The organism is Pseudomonas sp. GW821-FHT01C01 (assembly GCF_059422645.1).
Map to the genome: position 1 here is coordinate 56,783 of NZ_JBWKXF010000025.1, position 20,221 is coordinate 77,003.

The following is a 20,221-nucleotide window of genomic DNA, read 5'->3' on the forward strand; positions in this document are numbered from 1 at the left end:
TCATCGGTTCGTTGTCTGGCGCAGCAGCATGGTGCCACCGCGCTGGGTAAATTCAAGTTTGTTCAGTGCGCTCATGCCGAGCAACACCTGATCGCCATGCAGTCCCGGCGCCACCAATGCGCGCACGTCGTGCAGCACGATGTCGCCCAGTTGCAGGCGTTCGATACGAGTGCGATAGCCCTGGCTCAAGCCATTGGCCGTGCTCAGGGTCACGCCGAATCCTTCTTCGAGCTTCAAGCGCCTGGCCAGGTCTGCCGGGATCGACACATCGGTCGCCCCGGTATCGAGCATGAAGTCCACCGGCTGGCCGTTGATTTGGCCACTGGCGACAAAATGCCCCTGGGCATTGCTGACCAGTTTCACCTCAATGAAACCTTCGCCCTGCTCCGAGCTGACCACCACATTCGGATTTTGCTGTCGGGCTTCCCATTGGCCGAAAAAACGCGTGGCCAGAAACAGTGCGGCACACCAGGCCAGTACCATAAACACCCGACCGATGCGCTGACCCGGCGTTTGTTGCCTCATGGCTTGGCACTCCAGCCACCTTCCGGTGCAGCGAAGCGCCAGACCACCGGACGCACTTCGCCATCGGCACGCGCGCCAAAATTGTTGTCGACACCGACCCAGGCGCCATCGGCATCCACGATCAACGCTTCTTCAAGCCCGTAGTTCTGTGGATAACGACGGTTTTCCTGCAGCAACTCGGCGGCGTATGACCAGCAGCGCTCGACCTTGGCCGTCTGCGGATCCCGGCGGCAGATCTGGTAGGCGATACGTTCAAGGGTGAACAGCTTGCCGTTGAACAGCGACAGGTCAGAGAAATCCCGCGGGACAGCTTTGGCATGGGGAAACTGCTCGGGCTGCATTTCCACGCCCGCTTCGCTCAGCAGCACGCAGCCACCGTCGCAGTCCCACAACGTCTGTTTGCGCTTGATCATTAGCAGTCCGCGGCCCTGACGCTCGGCGGCGAGCCACATCTGATCACCCGCCGGATTGATCGCCAGCCCCTCGAACAGCGCATTGAATTGCAACAGCAGGCCACTGGCCCGCGCCTCGCGAACCAGCATCGGCGAGATTTTCAACCAAGAGGCAGGCCCCGTTGGCGGCACTTGCAAGACAGCGGCATGGCCTTCACTGACCACATAACGATTACCGGCGCTGTCGCAGGTGATGCCCTCGAAGTCCAGATTACCGCCACGCACGAACGAAGCCCCCCAAACGCGAGACTTCAGCCCCCAGGGCAATCCGCTGTCAGGTACCGGCGGTACGTCAATGTGCACCGTTTCGGCCTGCCAGGCAGATTCACTGGTATCGAGGCGGTAGATCTGATCATCGTCGCGGTCGGAAACCGCCCACAAATCTTTGCCGCACTGCGCCAGCCCGGACAGGTTGCCGCCGCGCATGCCGTCGACGACATGCTCGGACAACAGGCGAAGCTGTGGCGCCGGCTCGGCGGATACCGTGATCGACGTCAGCAGCAACCCACAGGCCAGGGCAAAGCCCAAACGCATCAGCCCAGAACCTCGGCCAGGTTGCCCTTGGACTCCAGCCAGGTCTTGCGGTCACCGGCGCGTTTCTTCGCCAGCAGCATATCCATCATTTCCGAGGTCGCTTCGAAATCCTCGCCCAACGTCAGTTGCACCAGGCGCCGGGTGTTCGGATCCATGGTGGTTTCACGCAGTTGCGGCGGGTTCATCTCACCCAGCCCCTTGAATCGGGTGACCTGCGGCTTGCCGCGTTTTTTCTCGGCCACCAGACGATCGAGGATGCCATCGCGTTCGGCTTCATCGAGGGCGTAGTAAATCTCTTTGCCCAGGTCGATGCGATACAGCGGCGGCATGGCGACATAGACGTGACCGGCATCCACCAACGGGCGGAAATGCTGGACGAACAAGGCGCAGAGCAAAGTCGCGATATGCAGACCGTCGGAGTCGGCGTCGGCGAGGATGCAGATCTTGCCGTAGCGCAGCTGGCTCATGTCCGCCGCGCCCGGATCGACGCCGATGGCCACGGCGATGTTGTGCACTTCCTGGCTGGCCAGCACTTCGCTGCCGTCGACTTCCCAGGTGTTGAGGATCTTGCCGCGCAACGGCAGGATCGCCTGGAACTCTTTATCTCGCGCCTGCTTGGCCGAGCCGCCGGCGGAATCACCTTCCACCAGGAACAGCTCGGAACGCATCGGATCCTGTCCGGCGCAGTCGGCCAGCTTGCCCGGCAGCGCCGGCCCCTGGGTAATGCGTTTGCGCTCGACCTTCTTGCTGGCCTTGAGGCGACGGCCGGCGTTGTTGATCGCCAGTTCCGCCAGCAGCATGCCGGTTTCCGGGTGGGCATTGAGCCACAGGCTGAACGCATCCTTGACCACACCGGAGACGAACGCCGCCGCCTCACGGGACGACAGGCGTTCCTTGGTCTGGCCGGAGAATTGCGGTTCCTGCATCTTCATCGACAACACGAAGGCAATGCGTTCCCAGACGTCCTCCGGCGCCAGCTTCACACCGCGCGGCAACAGGCTGCGAAATTCGCAGAACTCGCGCATGGCGTCGAGCAGGCCCTGGCGCAAACCGTTGACGTGGGTGCCACCCTGGGCTGTCGGAATCAGGTTGACGTAGCTTTCCTGGACTGCGTCGCCACCTTCCGGCAGCCACAGCAGCGCCCAATCCACTGCTTCTTTATTACCGGCCAGGCTGCCGCAGAACGGCTCGTCCGGCAGGCGCTCGAATTCGCTGACCGCATCCACCAGGTAGGAACGCAGGCCGTCTTCGTAATGCCATTCGACTTTCTCGCCGGTGGCCTTGTCTTCAAAGCTGACCAGCAGCCCCGGGCACAACACGGCCTTGGCCTTGAGCACGTGCTTGAGGCGGCTGATGGAGAATTTCGGGGAGTCGAAATATTTCGGATCCGGCGCGAAGAACACGCTGGTGCCGGTGTTGCGCTTGCCGACAGTGCCGACGATTTCCAGCTCGGTGGCTTTGTAGCCATCCTTGAAGGTCATCTGGTATTCGTTGCCGTCACGCTTGACCCGCACCCGCACTTCGGTGGACAAGGCGTTGACCACGGAAATACCTACCCCGTGCAAACCGCCGGAGAACTGGTAATTCTTGTTGGAAAACTTGCCACCGGCATGAAGCTTGGTAAGGATCAACTCGACGCCCGACACGCCTTCTTCGGGGTGAATGTCCACCGGCATGCCACGGCCGTCATCGCTGACTTCCAGGGAATGGTCGGCATGCAGAATCACCTGCACCGATGTGGCATGCCCGGCCAAGGCTTCGTCGACACTGTTGTCGATGACTTCCTGGGCAAGGTGGTTCGGCCGACTGGTGTCGGTGTACATGCCGGGGCGTTTGCGCACCGGGTCGAGGCCCGAGAGGACTTCGATGGCGTCTGCGTTATAAGAGCTAGCGCTGGGAGTGGCCATGGGTTCTCGTCGTCAGTGTTCCGTGAAAAAAAGTGTTCTGTGAAAAAAAGTGTTCGGAAAAAAAGTGTTCGGAAAAAAAGAAATCCATGAAAGCAGGCATTGCATCAAAGCGATGTGAAATCAATTGCCTGATACAAATCGGCGCCAATGCCGGCAAAACTCAACATGGCCGGCAGTTGCGTGGCAAACCCCTGAAAACTGTGGTCGCCGCCCGCCTGGATACGCAAGGCGCATGCCCGGTAATACTGCTGGGCGAGGCGATAGTCCAGCGTTTCGTCAGCTGTCTGCAACCACACCTGATAACGCTGCGGATCCTGGGGCGCCGGCACCTCCAGCTCGGCAAGGGCCGTCACGTGGTCGGGGGTCAACTCCCAGGTCTCTTCGGTATACAGGTTTTTCTGCGTCCCCAGATAGCCGTCGAACATCCGGTGCGGGCTGACGGCAGGGTTGATCAACAGGGCTTTCAAGCCATGGCGCTCGGCCAGGTGAGTGGCATAGTAGCCGCCGAGGGAGCTGCCGACCAGCAGCGGCCGCCCCAGCTCGGCAATCGCCTGCTCCAGTTGCGCGATAGCCTGGCGCGGGTGATGGTGCAATGCCGGAACTCGCAAGTGTTCGCCCACGCCCAGACGCTCCATCACGTCGATCAACTGGCAGGCCTTCTTTGACAACGGCGAGCTGTTGAAGCCGTGGATATAAAGGATCGAACCGGACATTTGAGCTCCCTGGACGTCGGCTAAAGAGACGGAGTTTACAGGGACTCTGGGGAATCGGGGATATCCGCGAAATTCAAGGCGTCTGTGTAGACGCCTTCGCGAGCAAGCCCGCTCCCACAGGGGATTTGTGACCGACGCCAATCCCCTGTGGGAGCGGGCTTGCTCGCGAAGGCCGCGCCCCGGTTTTCCAGGAAAATGAAAAATCAGTAGCCGTTGGAGCCGTAATCTACAGTGAAATCGAACCCGGTGACCCGCTCCACCCCGGTTTCCAGCCGCCCGTCGGGCAATAGCCGCAACCAGCGATAGCCCGGCGCCTGCTCCCCGACCTTGAAGTCCTCGCTGCCGGGCTCGAACTGGATGCAGGTCGAGGGCGAGGCGATCAAACGCACGCCATTGCGCATCTGGTCGATTTCCTGATGCACATGCCCCCACAACACTGCGCGCACCTGTGGAAAACGATCCAGCACTTCAAAAAACGCCTCGGGATTGCGCAGTCCGATCGGTTCCATCCATGCACAACCGATGGACACCGGGTGATGGTGGAAGCACACCAGATGATGGCGCTCCGGCGCTTCGCTCAACGAGCGGGCGAGCAACTGCAACTGTTCGTCCTGCAAATACCCCGGCACCGAGCCCGGCACGGCCGAATCAAGCAACGTGACCCGCCAGTTGCCGATATCCACCACCGGTTCGAGCAAGGCACTCTGCACCGCCGCCTCGGCCATGACCCGCGGTTCATCGTGATTGCCGGGAATCCAGCGCGCCGGCGCATCCAACTGACGCGTCATGTCGCGAAATTGCTGGTAGGACGCAAGCGTTCCGTCCTGGGACAGGTCACCCGTGGCCAGGATCAAATCGATCTGCGGCTGTTGCGCGCGTACCAGTTCAATGACCTTTTGCAGGCTGTCGCGAGTGTTCATGCCCAGCAGCGTACCGTCCGCTTCGGCAAACAGGTGGCTGTCGGAGAGTTGCACCAGCAACGCCGGATCGGCGATGGTCAATATGGATACGCTCGGCAAGGCGTTCTCCCAGGGCGTGATCACGGGAATGGGTAAGTGCCGCAATTATGCTGGGGGATGATCGAAAGGGGAAACCTGTGAACCTGACATAGTTCACAACTGCGCTTCACAACTAACGTACTACTTCGTACTCATGCCCCAGCGCCAGGCAATGGCTCAGCCATTCGCCCAGAAACATGTTCAGCTGGGCCTTTTCGTCCGGCTGGTGCATTGAGGCGTTCGGGTAAGGATAGATGCCGCGAAAGCGTCGCGCATGTTCGGCGCTGACCACTTCGGCCATGCGTGCGTCGTGGTAGACCTGCACTTCCAGTTGCGGCACCGGCAGCCACGGCAGGCTGTGTTCCTGACGCACTTGCAGGGTCGTGGTGTAAGGACAGGTCAGCAGCACTTCCAGGGCCAGCACGCCGAGCATCTGCTCACCATGGGTCACGGCGATGCGCCGGGCGGCGGGCTCGCTGCGCATGTCCGGCAGCAGTCGCATCAGGCGCGCGTAGTTCGCCTCGCAGGACGCTTGCAGCCCCACCAGGTCCACCCGATAGCGATCGCGCAGCTTGTTTACGACCATAACCCCCTCACTTCAACGCGGTTCAAAGCCAGCCATTGCAAGGCAATGATGCTCGCCGCGTTGGCAATACGCCCGTCGCGCACGGCTTGCAGGGCATCGTCGAAAGCCCAGACCGTGACGCGGATATCTTCTGCTTCTTCCTCCAGCCCATGCAGGCCGCCAACCCCGGTAGTGTCGCAACGCCCCAGGTATAAATGCACGAATTCGTTGCTGCCGCCCGGCGATGGAAAGTATTTGAGCATCGGCCAGAGCGCCCCGATTTCCAACCCAGCTTCCTCCTGCGCCTCGCGGTGAGCAACTGCTTCCGGCACTTCATCCTTGTCGATCAGACCAGCGACCAGTTCGATCAGCCACGGGTTGTCGGTCTTGCCCATGGCACCGACGCGAAACTGCTCGATCAGCACCACTTCATCGCGCTGCGGATCGTAAGGCAGCATGCATACCGCGTCATGACGAACGAACACTTCACGATTGATCTCGCGGCTCATGCCCCCGGCGAACAATTCGTGGCGCAAGTGTACGCGTTCGAGTTTGTAGAAGCCCTCGTAGCACTTTTCGCGCCGCACGATATCAACGGCGGTCGGAATGGCGTTGGCAAAATCCGTCATGACAATCCTCTTTTACTGCAAATCCTGTTCGAGGCTCCTTTTTTCCTGGGCCTCGACTTCGCGCCATCCTAACGCGCCCGTGATGTTTGATGCAGCCCCTTTCCCGTCAGCGGGATAGACGGTGAAGGCGAAACCCACTCTAATTAGCTTAGTGGCGAACTGACTGCTTTGTTGAGAGTCGAAGCCGGTAACTTTTTGCCTTCCCCTGTTTCAGAAAGGACGCTCATGTCGCTTTTCAAAATCGCCTCCGTGGCTGCTATCGCCCTGACCCTGGGCGCTTGCGCGAGCCTGTTCCAGCCCAACTACCGGACGCCGCTGGAAACCACCCGCGATGCCTCCGAGCAGCTCAAGCCCGGTTGCAGCAACCCGGATTGCCCGCTGGTCAACATCGATACCCTGCACTTCCCGGCCGAGCCTGCACTTGACGGCATCATCGAAAAACGCCTGCTGCAAATGACCCGTACCTCGCCCGACGCTCCGGTGGCCCCGACTCTGGCGGCCTATCGCGAAGAGTTTTTGCGCACCGCCGGCCCACGCAGCAGCAGCTATCTGCAGGCTAAGGTACGTGAGCAGCATGACGGCTTGGTGATCGTCGAATTGTCCAGCTACCTGGACACCGGCAGTGCCCATGGCACGCCAGGTCGAGGCTTTATCAACTACTCGCGCCAGCAGCATAAAGTGCTGACGCTGTCGGACATGCTGGTGCCGGGGCAGGAAGATGCGTTCTGGAAAGCCGCGCAAGTGGCGCACAACAGCTGGCTGATCAGCACCAAGCTCGACCAGGAACCGGAGTTCGTGAAGAGCTGGCCGTTCCAGAAAACCCGGAACGTGGCACTGACCTATGGTGGGGTGATCCTCAAGTACGAAACCAGCAGCATCGCGCCTTACGCGCTGGGCCATGTCGAACTGAAGATCCCCTACCCTCGCCTGAACGGCATCATCAAGCCCGAGCTGTTTCCTGGCCGGAACTGAAGGCAGCCCCCAGCACAAGTTGCAGCAGCCCTGCCAGAACCAGCGCCGGCAGGGTTGCGCCGACATCCGGGTACAGATTGGCGAGCAAATGATAGGTGCTGACCCCGCCCAGCCAGGCGAGCAGCGCCGGCCAGCGCAGTGCGGCTGAGGCCACCTGGCCGCTACGCTTGCGCAGGATGAAGTGATCCACCAGCACCACGCCGAACAACGGCGCAAACACCGAACCGATCAGCAGCAGGAAGTTCTGGTACTGGGCCAACGGCGCCAGCAGGGCAATCAGCGTGCAGATGACGCCGATGGCCAGGGCCAGGTGCTCGACTTTGGCGCGCAACAGAATCCCGCTGGACACCGCCGCCGAGTGAATATCGGCAAAGGCATTTTCCGATTCATCCAAAAGAATCAGCAGCAGCGGAATCCCCAGGCCGGCACCGGCCAACGCCAGCAGCAAGGCATTGACTTCACCGCTCGGCGCGAACGCCAGGGTGTAGGCCACGCCCAGGCTCATCAGCCAGAAATTACCGATGAAGAAACCGATGGCGGTGCCACCGAAGACGTTTTTCGCCCGCTTGCCGAAACGCGAGTAGTCGGCGATCAGCGGCAACCACGAGAGCGGCATGGCAATGGCGATGTCGAAACCCACGGCAAACGGCATCGAACCGTCACCGGCCTGGGCCCACAACGCGGCCAGGTCAGCCTTGGCGAACAGGTTCCAGGTCAGCCAGGTGCAAGCGGCCAGCAATAGCCAGATGCCCCATTTGCGCAGGATCTGCCGGACGAACGTCAATGGACCGCTAACAGCCAGCAGGGTCGCCAGTGCGCCGAAGAACAGGGTCCAGAGCAGTGGATTGGACAGCAGGCTGCCGTCACTGAACGCCTTCGCACCCAACAGGCTCGCGGCATCGCGCATGACGATGATTTCGAACGAACCCCAGCCGATCAATTGCAGCAGGTTCAGCACCGCCGGCAGGCTCGCGCCTTTCGTACCGAGGCTGAGCTTGAGCGCGGCCATCGACGACAGGCCGGTGTCACTGCCAATCACCCCGACCGCCGCCAGCAGTAGAACGCCGACCAGCGTGCCGAGAAAAATCGCCAACAACGAACCGGACAAGCCCAGGCCCGGTGCGAGCAATGCACCGGTCTGCAGGACCATCAGGCCGATGCCGAGGGAAAACCACAGGGAAAACAGGTCGCGACCGCCGAACACACGTTTGTCGGTCGGCACCGCGATATCGGGTGAATAAGTGCTGGGTTGAATGCTCAAAGGTGTTATCTCAAAGGGATAAGTGTGTCATTGAGATATTCGGTGCCTGGTTTGGCGCCTTCGCGAGCAAGCCCGCTCCCACATTGGTCCTGCGTACACAGGTCGAATGTGGGAGCGGGCTTGCTCGCGAAGACGGCAGCACAGGCGCCGTCAATCACAGGTCAGATCAAACTTTCTGGTACAGCTGACTGCCTTCCTGCTTGAAGCGCTCGGCCTGTTCGGCCATGCCCTGGGCGACGTCCACGTCGACCGCTTCGATCCGTTGGTTGGCCGCGTATTCGCGGACTTCCTGGGTGATCTTCATCGAGCAGAATTTCGGCCCGCACATCGAGCAGAAGTGCGCGACCTTGGCCGAATCCTTCGGCAGGGTTTCATCGTGATACGAACGGGCGGTGTCCGGATCGAGGCCCAGGTTGAACTGGTCCTCCCAACGGAACTCGAAGCGCGCCTTGCTCAAGGCATTGTCGCGAATTTGCGCACCCGGGTGACCTTTCGCCAGATCGGCGGCATGCGCGGCGATCTTGTAGGTGATGATCCCGGTCTTCACGTCATCCTTGTTCGGCAGGCCCAAGTGTTCCTTTGGCGTCACGTAGCAGAGCATGGCGCAACCGAACCAGCCGATCATCGCCGCACCGATACCGGAGGTGATGTGATCGTAGCCCGGCGCAATGTCGGTGGTCAGCGGGCCGAGGGTGTAGAACGGCGCCTCGTCGCAGCACTCCAGCTGCTTGTCCATGTTCTCTTTGATCAATTGCATCGGCACGTGGCCCGGGCCTTCGATCATGCACTGCACGTCGTGCTTCCAGGCAATCTTGGTCAGCTCGCCGAGGGTTTCCAGCTCGCCGAACTGCGCTTCGTCGTTGGCGTCGGCAATCGAGCCCGGACGCAGACCATCGCCCAGCGAGAAGCTGACGTCGTAGGCCTTCATGATTTCGCAGATGTCTTCGAAATGGGTGTAGAGGAAGTTCTCTTTGTGGTGCGCCAGGCACCATTTGGCCATGATCGAACCGCCACGGGAGACGATGCCGGTGACGCGCTTGGCGGTCATCGGCACGTAGCGCAGCAACACGCCGGCGTGGATGGTGAAGTAGTCGACGCCCTGCTCGGCCTGTTCGATCAGCGTGTCGCGGAACAACTCCCAGGTCAGGTCTTCGGCGACGCCGCCGACCTTTTCCAGGGCCTGGTAAATCGGCACGGTACCGATCGGCACCGGCGAGTTGCGGATGATCCACTCGCGGGTTTCGTGGATGTGCTTGCCGGTGGACAGGTCCATGACCGTGTCCGAACCCCAGCGAATGCCCCAGGTCAGTTTCGCCACTTCTTCTTCGATGGACGAACCCAGGGCGCTGTTGCCGATGTTGCCGTTGATCTTCACCAGGAAGTTACGGCCGATGATCATCGGTTCCAGTTCGGTGTGGTTGATGTTGGCCGGAATGATCGCGCGGCCACGGGCGATTTCCTCACGGACGAATTCTGGAGTGATGACTTTCGGCACGCTGGCACCGAAGCTGTGGCCGGCGTGTTGCTGGTCCAGCAGGCCAGCCGCACGGGCCACTTCCAGCTTCATGTTTTCGCGGATGGCGACGTATTCCATCTCGGCGGTGATGATGCCTTTACGCGCGTAGTGCATCTGGCTGACGTTGGCACCCGGCTTGGCGCGGCGCGGATTGTTGACGTGAGCGAAGCGCAACTTGGTCAGCTCCGGATCGGCAAGGCGCTCCTGGCCGAAATTCGAGCTCAGGCCGCTCAGGCGCTCGGTGTCGCCGCGGGATTCGATCCATGGCGAACGCACATCCGCCAGGCCTTTGCGCACATCGATGATGACATTGGGGTCGGTGTACGGGCCCGAGGTGTCATACACCACCACCGGTGCGTTGACCTCACCGCCGAAGTCGGTCGGTGTCACGTCAAGGCTGATTTCGCGCATCGGCACGAGGATGTCCGGACGGGTGCCCTGAACATAGATTTTTTGCGAGCGGGTAAACGGCTGAACCGATTGCTGATCGACCTTGGCCGAGTCACTCAGGTTGGTGGTGATTTTTGCTTTTGTGGTCATCACGGGCTCTCCAGACAGCATCCAGGCAGTGGATTTTTGTCGGAGCGAACCTGTAAACGAATGGACGCACGGGCGCTGGGAAAACCAGCTGTGCTGTGCTCAGTGCTCGAGGGGTGTTCGATTGTCGAACAACATCCCGGACGAAGCACAAGAGGACTCGCCGGGTGACGAGAAATCTTGTTCCCTACGCAGGCGCTAACCTGATCAGGTTCAACGGGATCCGAAATTATTCGATCTCAGCCTCATAGCAAGGCACCCCGACAAGAACCCGGCCAGTCTAGACACAACTGGCAAAGAACGCCAACCCCACTGCAAACACCATGATGAATGGCGTAATTACACGCAGTATCAGGATTGTTGCCGCCTTAATGCACAACTACACTCGCTACGCTGAGCCACGCATTGACGCTGTCAAAGCAGCGCCTTAGCCTTGGCGCTCAAATTACCTGTGTAATATCAATTCTAGGGAACGTCTATGCTGCGCAAACTCTCACTGGCCCTTGCCGTGTCTTGTGCGTCCAATGGAATGGCCTGGGCAGCAGAAGCGCCCTTATCGACCAAGACGGATCTGGTCAGTGTCTATCAGGAAGCCGTGGACAATAACGCCGATCTGGCGGCCGCCATGGCCCAATACGGTGCACAGAAAGAAGTCGTTCCCCAGGCCCGCGCCGGCTTGCTGCCAAACCTCTCGGGCGGCGCCGATATTGCCGAGGTGCGTACATCGCTCGATCAACCTTCGGGCACGACCAACCGCGATGCTCACTCGTACCAGGCCACCCTGGCGCAGCCCTTGTTCCGCGCCGATCGCTGGTTCCAGTTCCAGGCCGCCAAGGATGTAAACGAACAGGCTGCCCTGCAACTCTCGGCGACTGAGCAAAACCTGATCCTGCAAACCGCCAACAGCTATTTCAACGTGCTGCGCAGCCAGGACAACCTGGCTTCGACGAAGGCCGAAGAAGCCGCGTTCAAACGCCAGCTCGATCAATCCAACGAGCGTTTCGATGTCGGTCTCTCGGACAAGACCGACGTATTGAACTCACAAGCCAGCTATGACACTGCCCGCGCCAACCGGATCGTCGCGCAACGCCAGGTGGATGACGCCTTCGAAGCCCTGATCACCCTGACCAACCGTCAGTACAAATCGATCCAGGGCATCAGCCATAAACTGCCGATCCTGCCGCCGGCACCGAACGACGCCAAAGCCTGGGTCGAAACGGCCGCCCGGCAGAACCTCAATCTGTTGGCGAGCAACTACGCCGTCAGCGCCGCCGAGCAAACCCTCAAGCAACGCAAGTCCGGTCACTTGCCAACGGTTGACGCGGTTGCCAAGTATGAGAAGGGCGACAACGATGCATTGGGCTTCAGCAACCCGAACAACTTGCCCCAGCCCTATGGTGGCAACGTCGAGCAAACGACCATTGGCCTGCAACTGAACATTCCGATCTACAGCGGCGGCCTGATCAGCTCCCAGGTGCGTCAATCGTATTCACAACTGGACCAGACCGAGCAGCAGCGCGAATCCCTGCGTCGGCAGATCGTGGAAAACACCCGCGACCTGCACCGTGCGGTGAACACCGATGTCGAGCAGGTGCAAGCGCGCAAGCAGTCGATCATCTCCAACCAGAGTGCGGTGGAAGCGACTGAAATCGGTTACCAGGTGGGCACACGCAACATCGTCGACGTACTGGATGCGCAGCGTCAGCTGTACACCTCGGTACGCGACTACAACAACACCCGCTACGACTACATCCTCGACAACCTGCGCTTGAAGCAGCAGGCCGGCACGTTGAACCCGGGGGATTTGCAGGACCTGGCCCGCTGGCTCAAGCCCGACTACAACCCGGACAAGGACTTCCTGCCACCGGACCTGGCCGAGGCGGCAGCCGAACAGTTGAAAGCCCGGCCCTGAGCAAAACTGTAAAGCAAAGGCTTCGCGAGCAAGCCCGCTCCCACATTGGATCTGTGTCGCTCACAAATCCCCTGTGGGAGCAGGCTTGCTCGCGAATGAAGGCAGCACGGTCTATCGGTCGATCAACCGCCCCAAGCCATCCAGCAACCGCTGCAATGCCCCCTGATTGGCGCGCATCACTTTCAACCCGGCCTCTGCCATACGCTGTGCATCACGCGGTAGTTCGAACAGCCGCTGCACCGCCACTGCCAGCCCTTCGGCATCCTCCACTTCCTGCAACGCCCCGGCACTGCGCAACTGCGCGGCGATTTCGAGGAAGTTGAAAAGATGCGGCCCGCTCAGCACCGGTTTGGCCAGGGCCGCAGGCTCCAGCAGGTTATGCCCGCCGTTGGCTACCAGGCTGCCACCGACGAATGCGCTGTCAGCCAGGGCGTAGAGAAACAGCAATTCGCCCATGGTGTCGCCAAGCAGCACTGAAGTACTCGCGCTGACCGCATCACCGCTGGAACGCCGGACCGTGGCAAACCCTTGCTGCTGGCACAAGCCGTACACCGAGTTAAAGCGTTCCGGATGACGCGGCACCAGAATCAGCAAGGCATCGGGGTGACTGGTCAGCAATTGACGATGGGCCGCCAGCACCACCTCGTCTTCGCCGTCATGGGTACTGGCAGCGATCCACACCGGTCGTTCCTGCGCCTGCCATTGCCCGCGCAGCTCAACAGCGCGCCGGAACAGTTGCGGGTCGATGGTCAGGTCGAACTTGATCGACCCGGTCACTTCGACCGTCTCCGAACGCGCACCCAGCTCAAGGAAGCGCCTGGCTTCGGCTTCGGTCTGCACCGCGAACAGGCTCATCTCGGCCAGCATCGGCCGGGTCAGCTTGCGGAACCGGCCGTAGCCCTTGGCCGAACGCTCGGACAGGCGCGCATTGGCCAGCGCCACGGGAATCCCGCGCTTGGCACACTGATGGATATGGTTGGGCCACAGTTCGGTTTCCATGATCACCGCCAGTTTCGGCTGGACCCGATCGAGGAAACGCCGGGCGGCGCAAGGCAGGTCGTAAGGCAGGTAGCAGTGCTGGATGCGCGGTTCATTGGCGAACAGTGCCAGGATGCGTTCCGACCCGGTCGGCGTCATACAAGTCACGGTGATCGGCAGATTCGGGTAACGCGCCAGCAAGGCGCGGATCATCGGTGCGGCCGCAATGCTCTCGCCCACCGAGACGGCGTGCACCCAAATGCCGCCCGGCCTCATCGCCGGCATCCCGCAGGAGAAGCGCTCGCCGATACGCCTGGCGTACGCCGGCGCCTTGCGCGCGCGCAGCCAAAGCCGAATCGCTACCAGTGGCAGCCCCAGATAAAACAGCGCGGTGTAGAGAGTTCTATTCATGGCGGCGGAGTTTATCGGCTTTTTTCGCCAATCGTCTGCAAGTGCACGGCAAAACGTTCGGCGAGCCAGCGCGCGGCCGGACCGAGTGGCTCATCGCGGCGCCATACCAGTTCCACCACCAGGGCCGGCGGGGTCCATTCGCTGACCAGTTCGACCATCTGATTCTGATAGGTCGGGTACTGCACCACGTGACGTGGCAGCCAGGCCCAGCCGAGACCGCGCACCAGCCATTCGGCCATCACATAGAAACTGTCGGCGCGCCAGACCTGTGGGCTGGCGGGATCACTGCCGGGATAAATGCTCGACTCCGTGGACATCAGCAACTGCCGATGTTGCGCCAGTTGTTGGCCGTCCACTGCGCCTTTGCGCGCCAACGGATGATCCTTGCCGCACACCGTGACCATTTCCACGCTGCCCAGCACTCGCCGTTCAAGTGCCTCGGGAATCTGATCGTGAAAGAACAGCAACCCCAGATCGGCGCGCCGCTCTACCAGCTTGCGCGCCACATCGCCTTGGGCGGCGCTGGTCAGTTGCACTTCAAGGCTGGGGAATTTTTCCGCCAGGGCCTCGAAGCTTTCGATGATCGGCTGATAAGGCATCGCTTCATCCTGCGCCACACGCAGTCGTGCCTCCTGACCGCGCATCATTGCCAACGCCCGGCCATTGAGCCGTTCGCATTGGCGCAGCACTTCCCGCGCCTCCTCCAGCAAGGCATTACCGGCTTCAGTGAGTTTCGGTTGTCGGCCGCTGCTGCGGTCGAACAGGCTAACGCCCAGGTCTTCTTCCAGCATCGCTATCGAACTGCTGACCGCCGACTGTGCCTTGCGCTGATCCCGCGCCACGGCAGAAAACGAACGCTGCTCCGCTACGCTGACAAACAACCGCAACTGCTCCAGATTCCATTGCATGCTCATGGCTCAACCCATCTTCAAAACAGATAGGTAATGACTTTACCGCATCTGGCGAATCACTAGAATGCCGACCTCAGAGAGCAACACTTCACACGAGGATTGACCCATGACCGCTTACTACTACCTGGCCATTGCCATCTGCGCCGAAGTGATTGCCACTGTTTCGATGAAAGCCGTCAAGGGCCTCAGCACCCCGCTGCCACTGGTGCTGGTTATCCTCGGCTACGGCATTGCCTTCTGGATGCTGACCCTGGTGGTGCGCAGCGTTCCGGTGGGCGTGGCGTACGCCGTGTGGGCCGGCATGGGGATTGTGATGGTCAGCGTTGCAGCGTTGTTTATCTATGGGCAGAAGCTGGACGTGCCGGCGATGATGGGGATGGCGTTGATTGTGCTGGGGGTCGTGGTCATCCAGCTCTTCTCCAAAACTGCCGGTCACTAACATTCGAAACCCGATCCATTGTGGGAGCGGGCTTGCTCGCGAATGCATTCTGTCAGTCGTACATGAATTGACTGACCCGCCGCTTTCGCGAGCAAGTCGGAATGCCGCACCACCGCTCCCACATGTTCTGCGATCACCTCTCCCCTGCACATTGAGTCTGTATACTGCGCCCTCGTCTTGAACACAGAGGTCGCTGCATGCCATCCGTTATTTCCACCGACGTTCTGATTGTCGGCGCTGGTGTCGCCGGCCTCTGGCTGAATGCGCGCCTGCGTCGCCAGGGTTTTTCGACCGTGCTGGTGGAAAGCGCCAGCCTCGGCGGCGGGCAGAGCGTGAAGTCCCAGGGCATCATCCACGGCGGCGCCAAATACGCGCTGCATGGCGCCCTGACTGGCGCCTCGGAAGCCATCGCCGACATGCCGCGCCGCTGGCGCGAAGCCCTGGCTGGCGACGGCGAACTGGACCTGTCCGGCGTGCGCCTGCTGTCCGAAGCCCATTACCTGTGGTCCCCCGGCACCCTTGCCGGCAACCTCACCAGTTTCTTTGCCAGCAAAGCCGTGCGCGGGCGCGTCGATCAGGTCAAGGGCGAGCAATTGCCGCCAGCCCTGCAAGACAAACGCTTCAAGGGCAAGGTCTATCGCCTGGCGGAACTGGTGGTCGATGTGCCGAGCCTGATCCAGCGCCTGGCCGATCTGGCGGGAGACGGTTTGCTCGCCGGGCAGAAAATCGAGCCGTTGCTGGAAGGTGGCGTGCTGGTCGGCCTGAAAGTGGACGAGCGCGAAATCCGCGCCCAACGCATCGTCCTGAGCGCCGGTGCCGGGACGGCGGCATTGCTTGAAGCGCTGGGCCTGAGCCAGCCCGCGATGCAGCGTCGCCCGTTGCACATGATCATCGCCAAGGGTCCGAGTCTTAAACCGCTATACGCCCACTGCCTGGGTGGCGGTACCAAACCCCGTATCACCGTGACCACGCACCCGGCGGCGGATGGCCAATGGGTCTGGTACCTGGGCGGCGATATCGCGGAATCTGAAGGCGTGACCCGCGAGCCCGCCGAGCAAATCGCCACCGCACAGAAAGAACTCGGCCAATTGTTGCCCTGGATCGACCTGAGTACGGTGCAATGGGCGACCTTGCGGGTGGATCGCGCGGAACCGCTGCAATCCGGCCTGACGCGCCCCGACAATGCCTTTGTGGCCGAGGAAGGCCGCCTGCTCGTGGGCTGGCCGACCAAACTCGCCCTGGCACCTGATTTCGCCGACCGGGTCATCGCCAGCCTGACCCGCGACGGTATCCAGCCCAGCCACCCGGCAGCGCTGCCTGAACTGCCGAAGCCGCCGATGGGCGTACCTGCCTGGGAGCAACTGCTGCCATGAGCCAACCAACCCTGCACGACCTGCACCGCCCGCTGGGCAGCACCGGCCTGCTGGTTTCGCCCCTGGGCCTGGGCACGGTGAAACTGGGCCGCGACCAGGGGGTGAAGTACCCCAACGGCTTCCGGATTCCCGATGACGATGAAGCGCGCATGCTGCTCAAGCTTGCCCGCGACCTGGGCATCAACCTGATCGATACCGCCCCGGCCTATGGTCGCAGCGAAGAACGTCTCGGCCCGTTGCTGCGTGGCCAGCGTCAGGATTGGGTGATTGTCAGCAAGGTGGGCGAAGAGTTTGCCGACGGCCAGTCCCGTCACGACTTCAGCGCCCCCCACACACGCATGTCGGTGGAACGAAGCCTGCAACGACTGGAAACGGATTTCATTGATCTTGTTTTGGTGCACTCCGACGGTAACGACCTGGCGATCCTCAATGACAGCGAAGTCTACGCCACCCTCGCCGAGCTCAAGGCCGAAGGCAAGATTCGTGGCTTCGGCTTTTCCGGTAAAACCGTCGAAGGTGGTTTGAAGGCGCTGGAGCACGGTGACTGCGCGATGGTCACCTACAATCTGAACGAGCAAAACGAAAAGGCCGTCATTGACTATGCTGCTGCACACGGCAAAGCCATTCTGGTCAAGAAAGCCCTCGCCAGTGGTCATGTATGCCTGAGTCCGGGCGTGGATCCGGTGCGCGCCAGTTTCGAGTTGTTGTTTGAACATCCGGGTGTTGCCAGTGCTATTGTCGGGACCATCAATCCGCTGCACCTCGCCCACAATGTCGCGACCGTTGCCCAGGTCCTACGTAGCCACTGACGCCGCCCACGCGGTCTTAAGCAGGAGCCGACATGCCGCGTACGCTCATAAGAAAGAACCCGAGCAACTTCAAGACCCTGCCGTTATTCGTCGAAGCGACTCCCGAAGGCCTGGCTTATCAGAGCGTCGGCAGGCCGCTGAATTTCTCCCAGACCCTGCAACGTCGTCGCCCGGTGACGGTCGGCGACAGCGAACGGTTTGCCCTGGAGCTGGCCAATCTCGGGGTTTCGGTGCGCCTGACCCTGCATTGGCAGAATCGCGACTATTGGGTACTGGTGCGCCAGCGCCGGCAGGACCGTGGCGATGTGGTGCTCAAGTTGATCTCCGGGTACGTGCCGGCCCATGAACTGAACCTGCCCTTGCACACGGCGATCCAGGAGATTGCCGAAGAATGCCTGCTGGAAACCCCCGAAGGCTGGCTCGGTGGCCGGTTCAATGACACCTGGCTGCCGGCGCCCTACTCAGCCGCCCTGCATTACCGCGAAGCGCTGCCGTTTCGCTTGTCGCCATTGTCCGGCTCGGCGCGGCCGGTACGTTGCGCCAACCTGATGCTGATAGAGCGCCCGCGGGCTTACGTGCATTTGCCAACGGCGTCGCTGCAACTGATCTATGACTTGCGCCTGGACGTTCCCAAGGACGCCAAATCCCTGAGCCTGTTCCATGTCGACGAAAGACTGGAAGGCGATCAACTCGTCGCCCGCCTCGACCGCAAGCGCCCCGATCTGTACTTGATGCCCTTGCAGGACGGCCACCCGATGGCTGAGCTCTACACCTTGAAAAAGGATCAGTTGTACCCGGCCAGCACGCGCGGACTGTACCTGGCCGAGAGTTTCGCCCGACAGGAAGGCTGGCTAGTGAGGGATGAACGAATTCGCTGGAAAGACTGGGTGAGACAGCAGGGTCTGACCCCACCGGGGAAGGATTCGGGGCTGGCGCGGTTGCGCGGGAAAGCCAAGCTGCTGCTGAAGAAAATCGTGCCGCGTAAGAAGGTCAGCTCTTAAAAGCAAAAGATCGCAGCCTCTGTAGGAGCGAGCTTGCTCGCGATGGACGTGAACGATACCGCGTGTTGACTGATTGAATGCGGTGCCGCTGAGTTCATCGCGAGCAAGCTCGCTCCTACAGAAGCTGCGATCTTTTATGGCTTCATTCGGACTTGCGGATCTTCTCGACTATCGCGGTGGTCGAGCTGTTTTCCACCAGCCCCAGCACTTTCACGGTACCGCCGTAGGCCGTCACGATGTCCGCGCCGACGACCTGATCGATCCCGTAGTCGCCGCCCTTGACCAACACGTCCGGCTTGATCGCGCTCAGCAGGTTTTCCGGGGTGCCTTCCGGGAAACTGATGACCCAGTCCACCGCTCCCAGGCCGGCCAGCACTGCCATGCGCCGGTCGACGCTGTTGATCGGACGACCTGGCCCTTTCAGGCGGCTGACCGATGCATCGTCGTTGATCGCCACTATCAGGCGATCGCCTTGGGCCCGCGCCTGTTCCAGATAAGTCACGTGGCCTGCATGCAGGATGTCGAAGCAACCATTGGTGAAGACAATCCGTTCGTTGTGCGCGCGCGCATCATCGACCGCCAGCAACAACTGCTCAAGACCCAGCACACCGCGCTCGGAACCCTCCGCACGTTGAATCGCACGACGCAGTTCCGGCGCGCTGATGGCCGCCGTACCGAGCTTGCCAACCACGATACCCGCCGCCAGGTTGGCCAGGGCCACCGCATGGGGCAGTTCTTCGCCAGCGGCAATCGCGGCCGCCAGGGTGGAAATCACCGTGTCGCCGGCACCGGTCACGTCGAACACTTCGCGGGCTCGGGCCGGCAAGTGCAGCGCCGGGTGATCCGGACGCAGCAGGGTCATGCCATGCTCGCCACGGGTCACCAGCAACGCACCGAGCTCCAGGTCGTGCATCAACTGCGCGCCCTTGCTCACCAATTCGTGCTCATCGGCGCAACCACCGACGATGGTTTCGAATTCGTTGAGGTTTGGCGTGATCAGGCTCGCACCACGGTAGATCGAGAAATCCTTGCCCTTGGGATCGGCCAGCACCGGTATGCCACGGGCACGGGCGGCCTGGATCAGCGCCTGATGGTTTTTCAGCGCGCCTTTGCCGTAGTCGGACAGCACCAGCACCTTGATGCCTTCAAGCAACTCATCGACCTGCGCCGCCAACGCCAGCGCGTCGGTGGCGAAAGGCTCTTCGAAGTCGATACGCAGCAGTTGCTGGTGACGGCTCATGACCCGCAGCTTGACGATGGTCGGCTGGTGCGCAATGCGCTGGAAGATGGCCCGCACGCCGGCGCCCTTGAGGCTGTTGACCAGGCTGTTGGCGGCTTCATCGTCGCCGGTTACACCGACCAGCGAGGCCGGAGCCCCCAGGGCGGCAATGTTCAAGGCAACGTTGGCAGCACCGCCCGGGCGGTCCTCGATGTGATCGACCTTGACCACCGGCACCGGTGCCTCAGGGGAAATCCGTGAGGTACCACCATGCCAGTAACGGTCGAGCATGACATCGCCGACCACCAAGACAGGGGCTTGATCGAATCGCGGCATGGACAACTTCATGGTGAAACCCACATACAAAATGAACAGGGGCGCGATATTAACACAGGGTTGGTGTCGGCTTGTGCGGTGGCTGCAACGGGATGATTCGCCGGGTCTTTATGCTCATTTTTTGAGCATAAAGACCTACCAGACGACGTAATGCTGTTCAGTTAAGCGAGAATGATCCACTGTAGGAGCGAGCTTGCTCGCGATGGTCGTTAACGATGCCGCG

At 61.2% G+C, this 20,221-nt stretch carries 18 protein-coding genes and 1 riboswitch; of the genes, 6 read left to right on the forward strand and 12 right to left on the reverse strand.

From position 1 onward, the window contains the following. From AC07XF_RS16660 to AC07XF_RS16690, 7 genes are all read right to left on the reverse strand, one after another. Complete coding sequence (locus AC07XF_RS16660) at positions 1-525, reverse strand: retropepsin-like aspartic protease family protein (protein WP_495027332.1); 525 nt, start codon at positions 523-525, stop codon at positions 1-3. Continuing rightward, complete coding sequence (locus AC07XF_RS16665; protein WP_495027333.1) at positions 522-1,511, reverse strand: esterase-like activity of phytase family protein; 990 nt, start codon at positions 1,509-1,511, stop codon at positions 522-524. The genes AC07XF_RS16660 and AC07XF_RS16665 overlap by 4 nt, the downstream gene beginning before the upstream one ends. After that, entirely contained in the window at positions 1,511-3,418 is a 1,908-nt protein-coding gene (parE, locus tag AC07XF_RS16670) for a DNA topoisomerase IV subunit B (RefSeq protein ID WP_495027334.1), read from the reverse strand. The genes AC07XF_RS16665 and parE overlap by 1 nt, the downstream gene beginning before the upstream one ends. Before the next feature lie 104 nt (positions 3,419-3,522). Beyond that, positions 3,523-4,131 carry a YqiA/YcfP family alpha/beta fold hydrolase gene (locus AC07XF_RS16675; protein ID WP_495027335.1) on the reverse strand — a complete coding sequence of 203 codons (609 nt, stop codon included), beginning with the start codon at positions 4,129-4,131 and terminating at the stop codon, positions 3,523-3,525. A gap of 203 nt (positions 4,132-4,334) precedes the next feature. Then, positions 4,335-5,150 (reverse strand): 3',5'-cyclic-AMP phosphodiesterase, encoded by an 816-nt coding sequence (cpdA, locus tag AC07XF_RS16680; protein WP_495027336.1) that lies wholly within the window; start codon positions 5,148-5,150, stop codon positions 4,335-4,337. Between the two features lie 112 nt (positions 5,151-5,262). Then, complete coding sequence (locus tag AC07XF_RS16685) at positions 5,263-5,715, reverse strand: DUF1249 domain-containing protein (RefSeq protein WP_495027337.1); 453 nt, start codon at positions 5,713-5,715, stop codon at positions 5,263-5,265. Beyond that, on the reverse strand, positions 5,706-6,323 hold the full coding sequence (locus tag AC07XF_RS16690; RefSeq protein ID WP_007991550.1) for an NUDIX domain-containing protein: 618 nt from the start codon (positions 6,321-6,323) through the stop codon (positions 5,706-5,708). Before AC07XF_RS16690 ends, AC07XF_RS16685 begins: the two co-directional genes overlap by 10 nt. Positions 6,324-6,548: 225 nt before the next feature. Between AC07XF_RS16690 and AC07XF_RS16695 the strand changes: the two genes are divergently transcribed. After that, the gene (locus AC07XF_RS16695) at positions 6,549-7,295 is read left to right on the forward strand and encodes an RsiV family protein (protein WP_495027338.1); all 747 of its coding nucleotides are present in this window, start codon (positions 6,549-6,551) and stop codon (positions 7,293-7,295) included. On the opposite strand, the gene cytX is transcribed toward AC07XF_RS16695, so the two are convergent. Both cytX and thiC read right to left on the reverse strand, forming a co-directional pair. Beyond that, the gene (cytX, locus tag AC07XF_RS16700) at positions 7,264-8,556 is read right to left on the reverse strand and encodes a putative hydroxymethylpyrimidine transporter CytX (RefSeq protein WP_495027339.1); all 1,293 of its coding nucleotides are present in this window, start codon (positions 8,554-8,556) and stop codon (positions 7,264-7,266) included. The genes AC07XF_RS16695 and cytX overlap by 32 nt on opposite strands. Before the next feature lie 166 nt (positions 8,557-8,722). Next, a complete protein-coding gene (thiC, locus tag AC07XF_RS16705) occupies positions 8,723-10,612 on the reverse strand; it encodes a phosphomethylpyrimidine synthase ThiC (protein WP_495027340.1) in 1,890 nt (629 codons plus the stop codon). A gap of 164 nt (positions 10,613-10,776) precedes the next feature. Further along, a riboswitch (TPP riboswitch) is annotated at positions 10,777-10,882 on the reverse strand. Positions 10,883-11,087: 205 nt separating this feature from the next. Between thiC and AC07XF_RS16710 the strand changes: the two genes are divergently transcribed. Beyond that, positions 11,088-12,521 carry a TolC family outer membrane protein gene (locus AC07XF_RS16710; protein WP_495027341.1) on the forward strand — a complete coding sequence of 478 codons (1,434 nt, stop codon included), beginning with the start codon at positions 11,088-11,090 and terminating at the stop codon, positions 12,519-12,521. Between the two features lie 111 nt (positions 12,522-12,632). Here the strand turns inward: AC07XF_RS16710 and waaA are convergent, their stop codons facing one another. Continuing rightward, the gene (gene waaA, locus AC07XF_RS16715) at positions 12,633-13,910 is read right to left on the reverse strand and encodes a lipid IV(A) 3-deoxy-D-manno-octulosonic acid transferase (protein ID WP_495027342.1); all 1,278 of its coding nucleotides are present in this window, start codon (positions 13,908-13,910) and stop codon (positions 12,633-12,635) included. 11 nt (positions 13,911-13,921) lie between these two features. After that, entirely contained in the window at positions 13,922-14,824 is a 903-nt protein-coding gene (locus AC07XF_RS16720; RefSeq protein ID WP_495027343.1) for a LysR family transcriptional regulator, read from the reverse strand. A 103-nt stretch (positions 14,825-14,927) separates the two neighbouring features. Here AC07XF_RS16720 and AC07XF_RS16725 point away from each other — a divergent pair, with 103 nt between their 5' ends. From AC07XF_RS16725 to AC07XF_RS16740, 4 genes are all read left to right on the forward strand, one after another. Next, positions 14,928-15,260, forward strand: a complete 333-nt coding sequence (locus AC07XF_RS16725; protein WP_007991536.1) for a DMT family transporter — start codon at positions 14,928-14,930, stop codon at positions 15,258-15,260. Positions 15,261-15,457: 197 nt separating this feature from the next. Next, positions 15,458-16,633, forward strand: a complete 1,176-nt coding sequence (locus AC07XF_RS16730) for an NAD(P)/FAD-dependent oxidoreductase (RefSeq protein WP_477775416.1) — start codon at positions 15,458-15,460, stop codon at positions 16,631-16,633. Beyond that, complete coding sequence (locus AC07XF_RS16735; RefSeq protein WP_495027344.1) at positions 16,630-17,442, forward strand: aldo/keto reductase; 813 nt, start codon at positions 16,630-16,632, stop codon at positions 17,440-17,442. The genes AC07XF_RS16730 and AC07XF_RS16735 overlap by 4 nt, the downstream gene beginning before the upstream one ends. Before the next feature lie 32 nt (positions 17,443-17,474). Beyond that, entirely contained in the window at positions 17,475-18,443 is a 969-nt protein-coding gene (locus tag AC07XF_RS16740) for a metal ABC transporter ATPase (RefSeq protein WP_495027345.1), read from the forward strand. Positions 18,444-18,585: 142 nt separating this feature from the next. Here AC07XF_RS16740 and hldE read toward each other — a convergent pair whose 3' ends face one another. Beyond that, positions 18,586-20,010, reverse strand: a complete 1,425-nt coding sequence (hldE, locus tag AC07XF_RS16745) for a bifunctional D-glycero-beta-D-manno-heptose-7-phosphate kinase/D-glycero-beta-D-manno-heptose 1-phosphate adenylyltransferase HldE (RefSeq protein WP_495027346.1) — start codon at positions 20,008-20,010, stop codon at positions 18,586-18,588. Positions 20,011-20,221 lie beyond the last annotated feature (211 nt).

What these genes read in the sequence shown, in the direction of transcription:
- AC07XF_RS16675 (WP_495027335.1), bottom strand. Translation starts at nt 4,131, where the DNA reads ATGTCCGGTTCGATCCTTTATATCCACGGCTTCAACAGCTCGCCGTTG.
- AC07XF_RS16665 (WP_495027333.1), bottom strand. Translation starts at nt 1,511, where the DNA reads ATGCGTTTGGGCTTTGCCCTGGCCTGTGGGTTGCTGCTGACGTCGATC.
- hldE (WP_495027346.1), bottom strand. Translation starts at nt 20,010, where the DNA reads ATGAAGTTGTCCATGCCGCGATTCGATCAAGCCCCTGTCTTGGTGGTC.
- AC07XF_RS16725 (WP_007991536.1), top strand. Translation starts at nt 14,928, where the DNA reads ATGACCGCTTACTACTACCTGGCCATTGCCATCTGCGCCGAAGTGATT.
- parE (WP_495027334.1), bottom strand. Translation starts at nt 3,418, where the DNA reads ATGGCCACTCCCAGCGCTAGCTCTTATAACGCAGACGCCATCGAAGTC.
- AC07XF_RS16695 (WP_495027338.1), top strand. Translation starts at nt 6,549, where the DNA reads ATGTCGCTTTTCAAAATCGCCTCCGTGGCTGCTATCGCCCTGACCCTG.
- thiC (WP_495027340.1), bottom strand. Translation starts at nt 10,612, where the DNA reads ATGACCACAAAAGCAAAAATCACCACCAACCTGAGTGACTCGGCCAAG.
- AC07XF_RS16710 (WP_495027341.1), top strand. Translation starts at nt 11,088, where the DNA reads ATGCTGCGCAAACTCTCACTGGCCCTTGCCGTGTCTTGTGCGTCCAAT.
- AC07XF_RS16685 (WP_495027337.1), bottom strand. Translation starts at nt 5,715, where the DNA reads ATGGTCGTAAACAAGCTGCGCGATCGCTATCGGGTGGACCTGGTGGGG.
- waaA (WP_495027342.1), bottom strand. Translation starts at nt 13,910, where the DNA reads ATGAATAGAACTCTCTACACCGCGCTGTTTTATCTGGGGCTGCCACTG.
- AC07XF_RS16690 (WP_007991550.1), bottom strand. Translation starts at nt 6,323, where the DNA reads ATGACGGATTTTGCCAACGCCATTCCGACCGCCGTTGATATCGTGCGG.
- AC07XF_RS16730 (WP_477775416.1), top strand. Translation starts at nt 15,458, where the DNA reads ATGCCATCCGTTATTTCCACCGACGTTCTGATTGTCGGCGCTGGTGTC.
- AC07XF_RS16660 (WP_495027332.1), bottom strand. Translation starts at nt 525, where the DNA reads ATGAGGCAACAAACGCCGGGTCAGCGCATCGGTCGGGTGTTTATGGTA.
- AC07XF_RS16720 (WP_495027343.1), bottom strand. Translation starts at nt 14,824, where the DNA reads ATGAGCATGCAATGGAATCTGGAGCAGTTGCGGTTGTTTGTCAGCGTA.
- AC07XF_RS16740 (WP_495027345.1), top strand. Translation starts at nt 17,475, where the DNA reads ATGCCGCGTACGCTCATAAGAAAGAACCCGAGCAACTTCAAGACCCTG.
- AC07XF_RS16735 (WP_495027344.1), top strand. Translation starts at nt 16,630, where the DNA reads ATGAGCCAACCAACCCTGCACGACCTGCACCGCCCGCTGGGCAGCACC.